13 protein-coding genes are annotated in these 15607 nt (G+C 40.7%); 7 read left to right on the top strand and 6 right to left on the bottom strand.

Translation table 11 applies throughout. The features are described from left to right. From DP116_RS29180 to DP116_RS10290, 3 genes are all read right to left on the bottom strand, one after another. Positions 1–864, bottom strand: an 864-nt coding sequence (locus tag DP116_RS29180) for a cyclic nucleotide-binding domain-containing protein (protein ID WP_246275568.1), incomplete at its 3' end; no start/stop codon positions are given. A 29-nt stretch (positions 865–893) separates the two neighbouring features. Beyond that, entirely contained in the window at positions 894–1466 is a 573-nt protein-coding gene (locus tag DP116_RS10295) for a helix-turn-helix domain-containing protein (RefSeq protein WP_169155102.1), read from the bottom strand. 1147 nt (positions 1467–2613) lie between these two features. Beyond that, positions 2614–3297, bottom strand: coding sequence for an HAD family hydrolase (locus DP116_RS10290; RefSeq protein WP_169155101.1), 684 nt, complete (start codon positions 3295–3297; stop codon positions 2614–2616). A 409-nt stretch (positions 3298–3706) separates the two neighbouring features. Between DP116_RS10290 and DP116_RS10285 the strand changes: the two genes are divergently transcribed. The 6 genes from DP116_RS10285 to DP116_RS10260 all read left to right on the top strand — a co-directional run bounded on the left by DP116_RS10285 (position 3707) and on the right by DP116_RS10260 (position 11726). Further along, positions 3707–4489 (top strand): glucosamine-6-phosphate deaminase, encoded by a 783-nt coding sequence (locus tag DP116_RS10285; RefSeq protein WP_169155100.1) that lies wholly within the window; start codon positions 3707–3709, stop codon positions 4487–4489. A gap of 349 nt (positions 4490–4838) precedes the next feature. Further along, entirely contained in the window at positions 4839–6962 is a 2124-nt protein-coding gene (locus tag DP116_RS10280) for a GNAT family N-acetyltransferase (protein WP_169155099.1), read from the top strand. A 19-nt stretch (positions 6963–6981) separates the two neighbouring features. Further along, a complete protein-coding gene (locus tag DP116_RS10275) occupies positions 6982–7461 on the top strand; it encodes an ASCH domain-containing protein (protein ID WP_169155098.1) in 480 nt (159 codons plus the stop codon). A gap of 157 nt (positions 7462–7618) precedes the next feature. Then, a complete protein-coding gene (gene bla / locus DP116_RS10270) occupies positions 7619–8767 on the top strand; it encodes a class A beta-lactamase (protein ID WP_169155097.1) in 1149 nt (382 codons plus the stop codon). Positions 8768–8871: 104 nt separating this feature from the next. After that, positions 8872–10506 (top strand): McrB family protein, encoded by a 1635-nt coding sequence (locus DP116_RS10265; protein WP_169155096.1) that lies wholly within the window; start codon positions 8872–8874, stop codon positions 10504–10506. Next, positions 10503–11726, top strand: coding sequence for an McrC family protein (locus DP116_RS10260; protein ID WP_169155095.1), 1224 nt, complete (start codon positions 10503–10505; stop codon positions 11724–11726). The genes DP116_RS10265 and DP116_RS10260 overlap by 4 nt, the downstream gene beginning before the upstream one ends. Positions 11727–11935: 209 nt before the next feature. On the opposite strand, the gene DP116_RS10255 is transcribed toward DP116_RS10260, so the two are convergent. The 3 genes from DP116_RS10255 to DP116_RS10245 are packed head-to-tail and all read right to left on the bottom strand — an operon-like array spanning position 11936 to position 14198. Beyond that, the gene (locus DP116_RS10255; protein ID WP_169155094.1) at positions 11936–12943 is read right to left on the bottom strand and encodes an LLM class flavin-dependent oxidoreductase; all 1008 of its coding nucleotides are present in this window, start codon (positions 12941–12943) and stop codon (positions 11936–11938) included. Then, positions 12940–13314 (bottom strand): hypothetical protein, encoded by a 375-nt coding sequence (locus tag DP116_RS10250; RefSeq protein WP_169155093.1) that lies wholly within the window; start codon positions 13312–13314, stop codon positions 12940–12942. The genes DP116_RS10255 and DP116_RS10250 overlap by 4 nt, the downstream gene beginning before the upstream one ends. Further along, positions 13311–14198, bottom strand: coding sequence for a type I restriction endonuclease (locus tag DP116_RS10245; RefSeq protein ID WP_169155092.1), 888 nt, complete (start codon positions 14196–14198; stop codon positions 13311–13313). Before DP116_RS10245 ends, DP116_RS10250 begins: the two co-directional genes overlap by 4 nt. 709 nt (positions 14199–14907) lie before the next feature. Between DP116_RS10245 and DP116_RS10240 the strand changes: the two genes are divergently transcribed. Next, positions 14908–15607: substrate-binding domain-containing protein (locus DP116_RS10240; RefSeq protein WP_246275566.1), on the top strand; the 700-nt coding region annotated here is incomplete at its 3' end.

Raw genomic sequence — 15607 nt, 5'->3', positions numbered from 1 at the left:
GTAGACACGTCGCTGTCGCTTTTGTTTTGGGGGGGCGGCGTGCGAGGGAAATGGAATGACTTTCCTGCTATTGGTACGTCTTTGTGGAAATGAAGTCTGAGGCGGCGCTTCGTTTTCCTCAGTTGTAATTTGTTTAGAATCAGAAGCAATCAATTCTGTTAATTGGGGCAAGTGTTGCACTGCTGCAAGCCAAGCAGAATTCCGGAGACTGTACAGAATTGTTGGTTGAGTCGCTTGCCAACAAGTATCTTGTGGAACAGCATAGATTTTGCCTGAAGTCAAACAACTACCGTCAGAACGCTGTAGTTTGCCTCGATGTAACAGCCATAACTTAGTATCTGGATCTACCTCAATTTCTTGAAATTTATTGAATGAATGCCTTTCAAACAGGGAGAAGGCTTGAAATATGTTATGAACAGGTGTATTTGGGTGTTGATTTTGATACAACAACTGCAAATCCCAAAGTTCTGTGCTTTTCAACAGGCGATCGCGGATTTTGGGGTATTTCTCCATCAAAATCTGCAATGCATCTGCGCTGATATAACAGAGTTTTAAGTTATGTGAAGCTCTAGCAGCGTAAGGAATAAAGCCTTCTTCTGCAAACAGAGTCACCTCACCAAATGATGATCCTGCTGCAAGAGTGGAGATTAAGTTACCAGAACTATCCAGCAGTCGCACTTTACCCGCAAGGACTATATAAATTCCCGGCTGAGAGTCTGTTGATTGCCAAAACAGCTTTGCTACAGGTGGTTCGACAATTTCCACTTCTTTTAAACAATTCATCACTTCCTTTGGTGAAAGCTTCTCTCCTAAGAAAGTCATGAGTTGTTGACTCAGTTGTTCTTGGGAAAACCCTGATGACATGATTTCTTCTCCATCCCAAGAGTTAGTTATTAATTTGCATGATGATTGAATAACCAATGAAAACTAGGCTCACTGTGAGATTGCAAGTCACAGATCCGAATGCCAGTTTCCTTGGTGTCTTTAGTTGCTTGCTTTTTAGAAGAGCGTTTCTGTTGTGTAGAAAGCCCCATTTGTTTTAGCAGGCGATTGATGTGGCGATCGCTGATTTCAATCCCAAATTCAGTTGCTAAATGTTTGCTTAACCATTGAGATGTCCAAGAACTAAATGCATAACCATATTTACGCGGACTATGACTAAACAATTCTTTTAACCTTTGGATATATTGGTCGTTGACAATCTTCGGTCTACCTATCGGTCGTTCCTGCCATTTGTCCGCCAAACCTAGCTGTGCGACGGTGATCCAATACCGCGCCATCTCCTGAGAACAACCTAAAATCTTACAGATTTGGGTTTGCGATTTACCCATATCTGCCAGCAACATAATTTCTATCCTCCGACGGTATTCTGGTTGCAAATTAGCTTGCAAATTCTTCAACAAAACCTGACGCTGACAAGGTGTTAAAAACTTGCTTTCATAAAAGTCAGAAATCTCAAAAATCATTACATTACCTGAATTTTTTAACAGAATTCTGGAGCAGTGATTGTCAAATTTAAGCAGGTGGAAAAATGCTTCCACATCTGTTCTGAAATCTCGGACGCGCAGTTTTTACAGACGTAGAATCAATTTGTCTGAAAAGTACATCAGATAGGTAGCTGTTATTTATCTAATTAACTATAGTGGTTAGCAAAAAGATGATTACGTTCCTTGAAAAGAACATCCCAAATCAGGTTTAACTACCCCTGTTATCAAAGCTGCAAATGACATTTGCCAGGGGAAAAAAGTAGTTCTAGGTGGGATTTTTTTGGTATTACTAGTTGCAGCGCTGATTCTATGGTTAGACCACAAATCCTAGGGGAGCCAGTGCTCCTAAAAGCTTATATGATGGACATTTGAGATGTTGATAAGCAATGCCCACCTTACCTAAAAACCGCTGTAACCCAAGAACTGCACAGCTTATTTTCATGTCTGTGCACAGATAGAATCATGTTCTACTATTCATCCTATATGGATAAATAATACAAAACTCCTCTGCATAAGTTTTGATGATTTTCATGAATTCTACCTAACTGTTTAATAACTTATCCTCCAGAAATGTAGGGTGATGAAGTGGCGTTGCAAAAAGTTTGAAAACAGCTTCAAGGGTGTAAAAATAGCAACAGTTAAACTTAACTGCAATATCTGCTAGTTGAAGATGCCAACCACTAACTCTTTTTTCATCAAAAGATTTTGATAAATTGAGAAGTTATCACAGAAGACAAGTTCTAACTAAATCTGTATATGAATGTACTGTTTTGTTTTATTCTATAATCAAAGGTTTTGTCAAGAGTGATTTAGTAAAAAATCAAATTTTTCACTAAATTTATATTTTCTTAAGTCATTCTGGGAAATTTCGCATAATTCACAATTTACTAGATAAGCATCTATCTAAAGGTTGAAAATAATATATTCTTGGCAAAAATCAGATTTTGGTCTATTTGCAACCCTAGTCAAGCGCTGGCTCTGCCTTGCGTCTCTCAACAATTTTTTCTTCTCCATTCTTGAAAGAAGGGGCATCAAACCTACATGGCAGGGTAATTTTTTCTGGTGTTGCTCCCTGTGCTCCCTGCCCCTGCCTCTTCGATCAGGTTTCCACACATCCCGCCAAACTTTATAAATCTAGACAAGCCACATCTTCCTGTACCGACGAGTTGAGAAGTGTCCACAGTTGCAAATCAGTGAAGTCTGGAACTGTCATAAATGCCCCAAGTGACAGGAGAACTTTTGACTCCTGAGTCGTTGTCACGCCAATAGTGCGAATACCAGCGCCCACAGCAGAACGAATTCCAGAGGGAGAATCTTCTAGTGCTATTGCTTGTTCTGCTGTGATACCGAACCTGTTTAAGGAAACTTGGTAAGGTGCAGGATCTGGTTTTGCAGCTATTTCATTTTCTGCTATGACAACTGTGTGAAAGACTTCTTTTATTTCCAAAACTTCTAGCACGAATTGGACATTTAATCTAGGAGCATTCGTTACCAAAGCACGTTTCAGTTGATGCGCATCTGTCCATGCTATGAGTTCTGAAAATCCGCTTAGAGGTTTGAGAATAGTCTTGGCTTTTTGGCGGAAAAGAGCCTCTTTTTCGTCTGCAAACTTTGCACCTTCTTCGGGTGATAATTGTGGCAGGAGGTCTTCTATAATTTGTGGATTCGTCCGCCCGCTAATTCGGGATTTATAAAATGTTTCATCAATGTCCATGTCGTAGCCCATCAGCATTTCCCGCCAAGCTTGGTAGTGTATGGGGTCAGTGTTGGCGATCGTTCCATCTAGGTCAAAGAGAATTGCAGCTAGCATGGTATTTAAGGTGTAAACTCTTGTAAAGTTTCTTTACAGATTTTACATTGTTTTGTTCTAGTTTGTCATCGAAAAACCTGGGTAGAAACCCCGTGCTTTTAGCACGGCTTTATATTTGAATGCTGGTTTTTAAATGGATATAATCCCAGGAACCAGCAAACCCGTAGTTAGTCTCCTCGCCCACCTAATTCAAGATGTCTTGGCATTACCCAACGCTTGACCAATCAAGCTTAGAGATGAATCCGGACTGGAGAAGCATCCGGAGGTCTGTGCCAGAATTAGGCAAGGGCTGGGCTATTCACCGCTTGCGTTGCCCGAATTGGTTCGGGCAATCCTCGTCCCTTTTAGGGCGAGGTCGGTGAATCTGTCTGCATTCTTGAGTTTGTCTGAAAATATTCTGTATACTCCGATGTCAACCGCCAAAAATTCTTTTCGCGTCGATGCTTTACAGGTGCAAGTTTATAATTCTGAAGTTGAACTGGCGCAGGATGTAGCGGGAATTGTACAAAAACATTTGCAGCACACCCTCCAGCAAAAGGATACTGCAGCTTTATTGCTAGCGACGGGCAACTCCCAGATGAAATTTCTTGATGCTTTGATAGCATTGAGTGGTGTAGATTGGTCACGGATTACCTGTTTCCATCTGGATGAATATTTGGGCATTTCTGCGGATAATTCGGCGAGTTTTCGGCGCTATCTGCGGGAACGGGTTGAAATGCGGGTTAGTCCCAAGGAATTTCACTATATAGAAGGTGATGCTATGCAACCTTTGGCAGAGTGCGATCGCTACACCAAACTCCTGCAAGCACAACCCATTGATTTATGCTGTCTAGGTATTGGTGAAAACGGGCACTTGGCTTTTAATGATCCAGCAGTAGCAGATTTTAACGATCCCCATACATTGAAACTTGTAAAGCTGGATACTGTGAACCGTCAGCAACAAGTCAATACAGGATATTTTTCCAGTTTGGAAAGTGTGCCGCAATACGCTTTTACTGTTACTCTCCCAATGATTTGTTCGGCAAAAAAAATCATTTGTCTTGCACCAGGAAAACGTAAGGCGAAGATAGTGAAACAGATATTGGAGGGGGATATTACTGCAGATTGTCCTGCTTCTATTCTCCGCACGCAGCAGCAAGCGACGTTATTTTTAGATGTATATTCTACGGGTTTACTGAAGAGTGAAGAGTAGATAAGTAGGTCAACCTAATTAAACGTAAAATGTCATTACGAGCGTAACGGAGTGTAGACGCGTTTGCGCAGCGCCCCCTTAGGGGCTAGCGGCTTCCCGTAGGGTAGCTAATACCAATTCAAAATTCAAAATTCAAAGTTCAAAATGAAGAAAGTCAGACATCGCAAGGGTTTGGGAGTGTGTATCTGTCGCATTCTTTTTTAAAATTGGTATAAGAAGAACACACCAACTCAGAATATCCCCACAAATAATCTCCGCACGGAACGCTGTAATACCAACTATATTCACAAGGTGACGGATTTACTATGAAAGATATTGCAGCTATGAAACTGTCCAAGGAAACCAAAAAGTGACAACTAACGCACAGATCAAGATTGAAGCAATAGATAATCATTCTCCATACCTAGCAACAGTCATAAAACTGTGGCGAGCAAACTCAAAAACACTTGGTAACTTGCCTAAAGGAGCATTTGAAGAACGAGCAACGCATCGTCAAATCCTTGTAGCGCTTGATTCTGAAGCTGGCTGCATTGGTTACCTGTTGTATCGACGTTCGTATGACTGGTTCACTATCACTCATCTGTGTATTGATCCTTCATGTCGGGGTAAGGGAGTAGCCAAACAACTTGTCGATCGCCTCAAACAAATAACAACATCTTCTCGCGGAATTAAGCTAAGTTGTCGTCGGGATTATAATCTACAAGGAATGTGGTCGAGCTTTGGCTTTATTGCTTGCGAGGATTTAGAAGGGAGGAGTAAAAAGAAGAAAACAATTCTTACTCGTTGGGTTTTGGAACACAATCCTCTTCCTCTATTTTCTAGAATTATTGAGCAGCAACTTGAGTCAAAGTTATGTGTGATGATTGCTCCTGATATTTTCTTTGACTTACACAAAGACGAAAATTTTGATACTGAAGAACCATTTTTTTTACTAGCTGATTGGATACAGACTGAGTTAACGTTGTGCATCAATGACGAAATTTTCAATCAAATTAACAAAATTGAAAAGACTCATGAGAGAAACAGCCTGCGCAGCTTTGCAGAAACTTTTCCCTGCTTACCTTGTGACAATCAAAAAATGGAAATAAACCAGATTCTTTTACAAAACTTTTTAAAAAAGTACCAAGTTGAATTTAATGAATATAAGTTGCGTTATATTGCTAGGGCTATTACATCCGATTCTCATTTATTGTTGACGAAAGATGAGGAATTACTAGACTTAGGAAATAGAATTCATGAAAGTTTTATATTATCAGTTATTCATCCTGACGAACTGATAAATCAACTAGACGAACTTCGGCATAAACCTGACTATCAACCTGTACGTCTTTCTGGCACATGCTTAGAGCAAACACGAGTAAAAATTGGGGAAGAAGACTTTTTGGTAAACTACTTTCAAAACTCTCAAAGAGATGAATATCAAACTGAGTTTCAGCAACATTTACGGCGGTTTTTAGCAGAATCAGATAAGTTTGAATGTGTTCTCGTGAGAGAAGAAGTCAATCAACCGCTTGCTTTAATTGTATATGGAAGGCAGAAAAAAGACGAGCTAGAAATATTAATGCTTCGAGTTGGAAATAACAAACTTTCCTCTACTCTTGCACATCATTTGATTTTTAAATCCATATGTCTGTCTGCTAGAGAACAGCGACAATTTACAAGAATCACTGACCCCTACCTAGAGGAAGCTGTGCTCACAGCTATTCAAGAAGATGCTTTTGTGCAAGTTAAAAACGGATGGTTGAAGGCAAATTTACCAGTTGTCAAATCTTCTTCTGAATTCTCGGAATATCTCACTCATTTGGTATCACATCTTGGAGATGAATATAATTTTCTTATGGTCATTGCGAAGAATCTAGAAGAACATATAATCAAAGATGCTCAAGCCTTAGTAGATATTGAACGCTTCCTTTTTCCTGCAAAAATCAGTGATTCGGGAATTCCTACATTTATTATTCCTATTCAACCTATATGGGCAAAAGATTTATTTGATGAACATTTAGCAAATCAAATGCTTCCTTTCCCTGATTTTGGAGCTAAGCCGGAATTATCATTTAATCGTGAAGCTGTCTACTATCGCTCCGTAAAAAACTCAAGGGGCTTGAATGCTCCTTGTCGAATTCTCTGGTATGTAAGTGAAACTCAAGGTGAGAGAAAAGGTAAAGGTTTCTACGATGTTGGTTATATTCGTGCTTGTTCTTATGTAGATGAGGTCATTATTGGTAAACCCAAAGAACTTTACCGACGTTTTCAAAGATTAGGTGTTTATAAGTTAAGTCATGTTGAGAAGATACCAACAGATAAAAATGGTGACATCATGGCAATTAGATTTAGTGATACGGAATTATTTAAGAATCCTGTCTCCTTACAAGAACTACATCGGATTTTAGAACAAGATAAACTCTTACTTGCTTGCCCTTATAAACTTCCGGAGAATGGTTTTATGAGAGTGTATAATTTAGGTATTAGATGAATTTAAATATATTTTTTTCATGCCATGTAACATACTTCTCCTTTCAATTAAACCTAAATATGCCCATAAAATTTTTGAAGAACGAACTAAGCAGGTGGAACTACGTCGAGTTAGGACTCGATTGAATAAAGGCGATCTTGTCTTTGTTTATGTATCATCCCCTACAAAAAGTTTTTTAGGTTTTTTTGAAGTAGATTTTGTGATTGAGAAAGAAGCTACTACTGATGAACTAAAACATTTTTGGAAGGAAGTTAAAGACCATGCTGGCATCAATTATCAAGACTTTTATAAATATTATGAAGGAGCAACCGTTGCCGTCGGAATTTTTTTAAGAAATGTCAAAAAGTTTGAAAATCCTATTGATTTATATCGTTTACGGGAGAAACTATCTTATTTGCGTCCACCTCAAAGCTATCGCTATCTTAATGAGAGAGAATATAAAATTATTATGAGTTTAGGCGGGGAAAATCCAGCAGCTATAACAAACCAGTCAGAGTGAGTATCAAGGTTGCTACTTATTTCTATTATCCTCCGATACTTGTATCTGGAGTTTAGACTAACAGTGATTACTACAGTTTTCACCAGAAACATAAAAGACATCAATAAAGTCGATGATACGGTAGAACAAATATTCACACCCAGAAATTTAACAGCAAATGTTTTCAGCCTTTGTACGTCGTTTTTGGCTTTCGTTTGCAGCAGTGATTCTGCTGACATTGATGCTGCTTCCACTCAAAGCACAAGAACCATCTCTAAGCCCTTTATCTTCAAGCATCACTGAGTCATCCTCACAGCAACTTGAGCAACAAATTCATCAAACCTCGTCACTTGCAGATGGAATGATGGGAGTTAGCCCTGAGTTAGCAATAGCACAGTCCAACACGACATTATTTCAAGAACGGTTAAAAAATCTCGATATTTCAGCCGCTCAAGGTAGGGTTGGTATTGGGGTTTTGGATCTTAATAACGGTCAAAGCTGGTTTCTCAATGGTAAGCAGCGCTTTCCCATGCAAAGCGTGTATAAGCTTCCTTCTGCCATAGCCATTTTAAAACAACTAGACGAGGGCAAGATTTCGTTTAAGCAATTAGTCACCATTATGCGTCGGGATCTTGCTCCTGGATCGAGTCCTATCATCAAGGAATTCAAAGGTGATAGAGTACAGTTACCACTGCGAAACGTTCTAGAACGCTCTGTGGGAATGAGTGATAATACTGCAGCTGACGCTTTGGTGCGAGTGCTTGGTGGACCTAAGCAAGTCAATGCTATCTTAAATAAGCTGCAAATTCGCAACGTTCGCGTTGATCGATTAGAGCAGCAGCTACAGCCGGATTGTGTGGGACTCAAAAACTTTCAACCCGAATTGGCTGACGAGCAAAAATGGGCAGAAGCTGTGCAGAATATTCCAGATCGCGTCAAGAAAGCTGCTCTGGAAAAGTACCTTCGCGATGAACGAGATACTGCGACTCCTGAAGGTATGGTTGACCTTTTGGCAAGGCTGAACTCGAATAAACTATTGTCCCAGAACTCTACCACTTTGTTACTAAAGATGATGACTGATTCTCCAACAGGACAGAAGCGGCTAAAAGCAGGGCTACCGAATAATTGGTCAATTGCACACAAGACAGGTACTGGTCCAGATGTTCTCGGGATAGGTACTGCGACAAATGATGTTGGAATCGCGAGTTCCCCAGATGGAAAGCGTGTGGCGATCGCCGTATTCATCGCAGGTTCAAAAGCCCCTCTGGAAGTGCGCGAGAAAGTCATGTCTGAGATCGCCTCAGCAGTTATACAGGCGATACAATAAACCCAACAATCAGCTTGATTTCCAATTTTTTATTTTTTGGTTTGCTTCTTTTCGACTCAGTATCGCTGGGTCGTTTTATACTTTTTAGTATAAACAACAGTTATATGAGTAAAACTAAATTCAATAAGGACAAAAAAGTTCTTCTTTTAGAGAAGAAGCACGAATTTATCAGGTTATTTGAAGAATTTATCAGTTCTTACCCTTATACTCCTGCTGGATTGCGTCATCAAAAGGCTTACCATGAGCAGCGTGAGAAAGGAAGGGGGAATTTTCAAGCGATCGCCTCAAACTATGAGTCCACAGAAAATATAGCCGACGTCATCGTCCTGCAACAACTTCTCCCCTACCCACCAACAGCTAACAACAGTCAAAAAAATTTCTGGATACATCATGCTTCAACAACCGACAAAGACATTAAAAGGTGGTTTGAAGATGCTGTTTGGACAAAATTACAAGACTGGTCGAATATAGCTCAAGCCATTTTTCATTTCGTCCGTCACTGTTATCAAAACCCAACTCAGTTGCGAGAAGCTTGTCAGGATTTTTCAAAATTACCTTCTACCAAAAGTTTCCAAATAGGAATGCTCACACCTATCCTGAATGCACTCCGACCGGATGACTTTTTACTCATTACCAACACATCACGACAGGTTATCAATTACTTAACAGGAAAATCTTATACTCAGAAGCTAACAGAGTATCCAGCTATTAACGCAACCGGACAAAAATTAATTGAAGAATTGGCTCCTGAGATGCGTCAGACTGGTGTACCATCTATGCGAGACGATGACTTATTTGATATGTTTTGTCATTGGCTGGTTGCTGTTAAAAAGTATGACAATGCTTGTAAAGAACGTCCCCCAATTGATGAAGTTAGCGAACTCTCTTCTGATGTTGAAGCAGTAGAAATGCAACCAGAATATTCCCTCAGTCAATGTGCATTAGATACTGGAATTGAACAGGAAACACTGTTAAACTGGTTAAAGGCAATAGAGCGTAAAAAGCAGGCAATTTTTTACGGACCTCCAGGCACAGGTAAAACATATATTGCCAAAAAACTGGCTAAATATTTGACTGGTGGTAGTGATGGTTTTGTGGATCTTGTCCAGTTTCACCCCGCCTATACTTATGAGGACTTTGTACAAGGTATTCGCCCACAACGAATAGATGGAGAACTGGATTATCCACTGGTTAATGGACGGTTTCTTGATTTCTGTTACAAGGCATGTTGTCGTCAGGATATTTGCGTACTAATTATAGATGAAATTAACCGTGCCAATGTTGCCCGCGTTTTTGGTGAGTTGATGTATCTGTTGGAGTATCGCGACGAAAAAATACCTTTGGCTGCAGGTGAGGTGTTCAGCATTCCCGCCAATGTACGAATTATCGGTACGATGAACACAGCAGATCGCTCAATTGCACTCGTCGATCATGCCCTCCGCCGCCGCTTTGCTTTTATTCCTGTGTACCCAAACTATGAGATTCTCCGCCGCCGTCACTTAAATACTGGTTTTCCAGTCCAAAAGTTGATTCAAACGCTGATAAAGCTGAACCAAGCAATTAGTAATCCTCACAACGAAGTGGGTATCAGCTTCTTCCTGCGAGCCGATTTAGCTGACCAGATTGAGAATATTTGGCAACTGGAGATTGAGCCGTATTTGGAAGAATATTTTTTTGACCAACCGAGTAAAGTCGAACAGTTTCGCTGGAACGAAGTCAAGAAGCAAATTTACCCATGAGTGTAACATCACCACAAATTATAGAGTTAACTGAGTATGTTCCCAAGTTGTTGGGGCGATTGCAACTTCCCGATGTAGTGGGAGAAATGTTGTGGCGTGACTACGAGACTCAGGTGAGTGTGGACTTTCCTTCTCCAAAAACAGGCGATCGCTGGCGACTAACTAACCAAGGATGCGTCGGTCACATTCCCCTAACTCCTGATTTTCACATTATCCTGCGCCCCAAAGTCAAGCTAGATAATCTTCTGCGAATGCTGGAGTATGCCTATCAGCTCAAAAGTTTTCGCTTTTTGTCAGGACTAGTTGATTGTCAAACCCTCTTAGAATTTTATCAACGGCTGGCTGATATTTTAGCCCGTCGCATTCTCAACCGAGGTCGTCAAGGTTTCTACTGCGCCTACATCCCCAAGACAGAACATTTGCCTTATGTTCGGGGACGTGTTGATGTACGCCAGATGATCACTCGACCGTGGGATACTAAAATTCAGTGTTATTACGAAGAACATACCGCAGACGTTGAAGAAAATCAAATTCTCGCTTGGACACTTTGGTGTATTGCCCGTAGCGGTTTGTGTACAGAAAGGGTCATACCAACGGTGCGCCGCGCGTATCATCTACTACAGGGATTGGTGACATTGCAACCATGCCATCCCAGAACTTGTGTAGGACGACAGTACAACCGCCTGAATGAGGATTATCGTCCCCTACATGCGCTTTGTCGCTTCTTTTTGCAACAGACTGCACCTAGTCATGAAACGGGTGCAAACGCGACATTACCCTTTTTGGTTAATATGTCGCAACTCTACGAACACTTTGTGGCAGAGTGGCTGAAAGCACATCGGGAAACAGCACTGCTTACACAAGCCTTAGATATCCAGTCCCAAGAAAGAGTCTATTTGGGTCAGGGTCAAGGATTATACCTTGACATTGACTTGGTACTCTATGATCAGGCAACGGGGATAGCTAGGTATGTGTTAGATACCAAGTACAAAGCTGCTTCTAAGCCAGCAACTGCTGATATTTATCAGATGGTCGCCTATGCAGAAGCGAAAGGGTGTCAAGAGGCAATTTTAATTTATCCAACGCCCTTGTCAGAACCGTTAAACATCAAAGTTGGTAGCATCCGAATTCGTAGTTTGACTTTTTCTCTTGCAGGAAATTTGGAACAGGCGGGTTATTGTTTTTTACAGGATTTACTAGGAATAGGGAACAGGGAATAGGGAACAGGGAACAGTGAACAGTGAACAGTGAACAGTAAACAGTGAACAGTAAACAGTGAACAAGGGGTGGACGAGTCCGTTTCCTACCTGATAACTGGTACTGCGTAGGTAGCTGATGACTGATAGCTGATAACTGATAACTGATAACTGGTTAACATAAACTGTACCTAGCTGAGTAACAATCTTTGGAGGAGTCCTATAGTTAACAATTACACATAACCTTGTACCTCCTGATTATAGAGCGTCAAACTCTCAAAATTCTTTTGCAAATTCAACGAAGCAGGTTTGAGTGCCAAAGTGCCCAAATTCAGTTCATCCTGAAACCGCTTAATTTTGTCCCTGCAAGTAACAACATCACCAATAATCGAATTTTCCAGCAATTCGTCTTCATCAAAAGCGCTTTTTTGACCATCATTCGCCTGGAGATGTTGACTGTTATTGCCATACTTTTGTGCTTTAGCACTCAACGCTTTCATTCTTTGACTAAAAGTGCGAATGAAAGGTAAAGCTTCACTCACCGCTTCATCATATGTACGAGCAACAAAAAAGAATCGTGCCACCATAAACTTATCAGAACCACTGGAATTGATAGCGCGATATTTAGTAACATTACTCTTGAGTCTATCCAGAGTAAATGGTGCTCCACCCATCAAACCGAAAGAATTTAAAGCAGCAAACCCAATTGCTTCTTCATCACTAGTTGCTACATAAACTGGAATTTGTTTTTGCAAAGGTTTTGGGTAAATTGAGACGCGATCGCACTGATAGTACTTGCCAAGAAACGACACATCAGTGTGATATAGAAGTTTATGAATCAGCATCATTGCTTCTAGCGTTTTAGCACGAGATTCACTCATTGGAGTGTTAAAGTGCTTATTTTGTTCAGGAAATGGACCACCCTTAGCAATACCTATAGCAAGTCGCCCATTGCAAAGATTATCCAGTGTGGTAATATCTTCTGCAACAAGAATTGGGTCATGAAATGCCAATAGCACAGCCGCTGAACCTAATCGGATAGTTTTAGTCACGCCTGCTAAGTGTGCAATCAAGAGCAAAATTGATGGGCTAACACTGAAATCACTAAAATGATGTTCTGTTACCCAAGCTTCTTCAAAACCCAAACTTTCTGCGTGTTTGACTAGCGCTATTTGTTCCAAGATGGCGCGACGGGCATCAGAGTGATAATTTTCATAATTGCAGAAAAGTCCTGTCTTCATGACACACTTCCTTTTTCCTGTGTGACAATCCACTGCAATTCTAACCACAAGTGGGGATTCTCTTGCGGTAACTTTGATTTAGGATCATGCAGTAGGCATGTGGCATTTAGGCAAACAACCTTACTTAATCCCAGAAAGAAAGCGACTTCTCTAAAGACATAGATTTCTGCTTTGACAGCAGCAATCGTGTTTTTAGAACAATAAATTGCAATGTAAGGCAGGAAGTGAACATTGTGTTGTCCCCAGAAGGATTGGATGACTTTGAGATAACACTGGTTTAGTAATTCACCAACTTGTGGAAACGAGTGATTGACGATTGTTGTGAATTCTTTGACGAGTTCTTGTTCATACCAACTTGTGTTCGTATTCATATCATTCTCGAACGAATTTTCGGGTTTTGTGTTGTACAAAAAGGGTGACGAAGTAATGTTTTGCTAATACTCGTTCCAGTTTCCTCAAAAACTATAAAGTGCTTCACTAACTCTAAGAAACGCCGCTTATCAAAAATACCTTGAATCAGTATTTCTAGTTCTGTTTCTCCTTGATATGGAAAGTCTTCGCCCTCAATTGAACGCCAAGGTAAGAACTCTTTCCAACCAGAGGTTAAAGTACCAACTCGTGCTGAATTTCCTACACCTAGCGCAATAAATGCGTTGTAAGAAAATAGCATCGGTATTTGTTGTTGATATGTTTTGAGGCGTTGATAAGCTTCACTCAGCTTAGCTTTTTCATGCTTTGAGTCCATTAAGACAATGACTGCTAGAGGTAATCCATTGATGAAGACAACGACATCAAGACAGTGACTATGGTACCCCTGGACAATGGTAAACGGATGGATCACTAGCCAGTCATTGGAGAGCAAATTAAACCAGTCAATAAGCCACACCTTGTCATGAACTATTTGGTTACCGTTTTGGTAGACAACATCAACTCCTTCGGTTAGGAGTTTGTGAAAACGACGGTTATTTTCCAGTAGGTCAGAACTGTGAGTGCTAGTCAGCCCAGATATGACTGTCTCGATGACCTCACATGGAACTTTGGGATTAATCTGCTTCAAGGCGTTACGAAGGCGAGTGCACAAAACTACCATCACATTGCTACTACGTTGAGCCTTGTGTCTACCGATGTTAATATCTGATTCCAAAAGAACAGTGTAGCCGATAACCTCAAACAGGGTGAGCAAATCTGGCGCTGTTCTTGAAGGTTTGATATCAAAGCGTCGGCGAAGCCTTGTTGTCAGACGGCTCGCTTTCATAGTTGCTATTCTTGATAGTGCGGAATTCATGCTTAGCAACAGATGTAGTTTTTAGTGACCGCAGAGTTTTCGCCTAACCCACCAAATTAATTGAAGATTTGCAAAATTGGTTGGTATATCCACAAAAGAGGAGATACCACCCCCTAGTAACATCAAAGCCTAGATCGATTACCAAAACTGTATCAATAGCTGCTATTTTCCAACATTGTTGGTAACTACCTGTAACAGTTTATGGAAGTATTGTTAATTTCTTCTTAAAGATATCCAAAAAAGAAAATATAGCAGTTTTGGTTTGAATCACATACACGACTGTATGTACAAACGTTACACGTGAGTTAACACCCTCTTGGAGGCTCCCTCGTTGGGTAACGTCTCTACACTATAGCTTGATTTTTTACCAATTTTATTGGTAATTTATAACAACGTACAAAAACCTAAATATATATCAGGGTTTTTTCGTAGAAATTGCTCTGTGTGACAGAACCTGAAATTTAGTCAAAAGTTAGGAAATGATAACACCGTTTTCAGATTCTACCAAGACTTAACACTCAAAATGTTCATCTAAAACAATATGAGAAAATGTTTACTTGCCGTCTCTCTCGTAACCTGTGTTTCCTATATCACCCCGACTTCTGGGGCTTTCGCTGCCTCACTAACAAATTCAACCCAGTCTGAACCGCCCACGGTCACTTTATACGGGGCTGGCAGTTTGAGAGGTGCACTGTCAGAAGTCGCTAACGCTTTTAGCACAGAATACGGAAATCCTGTGAAAACAGAATTTGGTCCATCTGGAACACTGCGGGGACGTTTGGAAAACGGGGAAGAGGCTGATGTTTTTGCTAGTGCTGACATTGGAAATCCTCTCAAACTGTATCAAGAAGGTTTGAGTGGATCTGTGGTGAACTTCACTAGCAATCGCATGACTCTTGTTGTGAAACCGGGGTTGTCGGTCACGTCAGATAACCTTTTAGACGTGCTGCTAGATCCAAACATTAAACTAGGCACTTCAACCCCCATATCCGATCCCTCTGGGGATTATGCACAAGAAATATTTCGCAAAGCTGATGAATTGAGACCAGGTAGTTTTGAAACCCTAGATGCAAAAGCCTTACGTTTGGTTGGTGGACCTAGTTCTCCACCAGTTCCCGATGGAAAAAATAGTTTGGTGTACTTTTTGGAGGAAACTAAGCAGGCTGATGTGTTTTTGGCTTATTACACGAGTGCGATAAGCCGGAGGCTTGACGCTTCGCGTATCGCAGCCTTGGAAACCGCACCTGACTTACAACTGGTGGAATTACCAGATAATCTCGCAGTCAAAGCTGATTACGGTTTAACAGTTCTTAAAGATGCCAGTCCAGATGGGAAGAAGCTTGCTGAATATATCCTTTCTCCATTTGGACAAAAAATTC

It is taken from the genome of Brasilonema bromeliae SPC951 (genome assembly GCF_012912135.1).
Lineage (GTDB): Bacteria > Cyanobacteriota > Cyanobacteriia > Cyanobacteriales > Nostocaceae > Brasilonema > Brasilonema bromeliae.
Note: the sequence above shows the minus strand (reverse complement) of the source record. Positions and strands in the feature narration are given on the sequence as shown.

Excerpts from the sequence above, each read along its gene's own strand:
- DP116_RS10290 (WP_169155101.1), bottom strand. The coding sequence starts at position 3,297 with ATGCTAGCTGCAATTCTCTTTGACCTAGATGGAACGATCGCCAACACT.
- DP116_RS10265 (WP_169155096.1), top strand. The coding sequence starts at position 8,872 with ATGAGTAAAACTAAATTCAATAAGGACAAAAAAGTTCTTCTTTTAGAG.
- DP116_RS10275 (WP_169155098.1), top strand. The coding sequence starts at position 6,982 with ATGCCATGTAACATACTTCTCCTTTCAATTAAACCTAAATATGCCCAT.
- DP116_RS10245 (WP_169155092.1), bottom strand. The coding sequence starts at position 14,198 with ATGAAAGCGAGCCGTCTGACAACAAGGCTTCGCCGACGCTTTGATATC.
- DP116_RS10250 (WP_169155093.1), bottom strand. The coding sequence starts at position 13,314 with ATGAATACGAACACAAGTTGGTATGAACAAGAACTCGTCAAAGAATTC.
- DP116_RS10260 (WP_169155095.1), top strand. The coding sequence starts at position 10,503 with ATGAGTGTAACATCACCACAAATTATAGAGTTAACTGAGTATGTTCCC.
- bla (WP_169155097.1), top strand. The coding sequence starts at position 7,619 with ATGTTTTCAGCCTTTGTACGTCGTTTTTGGCTTTCGTTTGCAGCAGTG.
- DP116_RS10285 (WP_169155100.1), top strand. The coding sequence starts at position 3,707 with ATGTCAACCGCCAAAAATTCTTTTCGCGTCGATGCTTTACAGGTGCAA.
- DP116_RS10295 (WP_169155102.1), bottom strand. The coding sequence starts at position 1,466 with ATGATTTTTGAGATTTCTGACTTTTATGAAAGCAAGTTTTTAACACCT.
- DP116_RS10255 (WP_169155094.1), bottom strand. The coding sequence starts at position 12,943 with ATGAAGACAGGACTTTTCTGCAATTATGAAAATTATCACTCTGATGCC.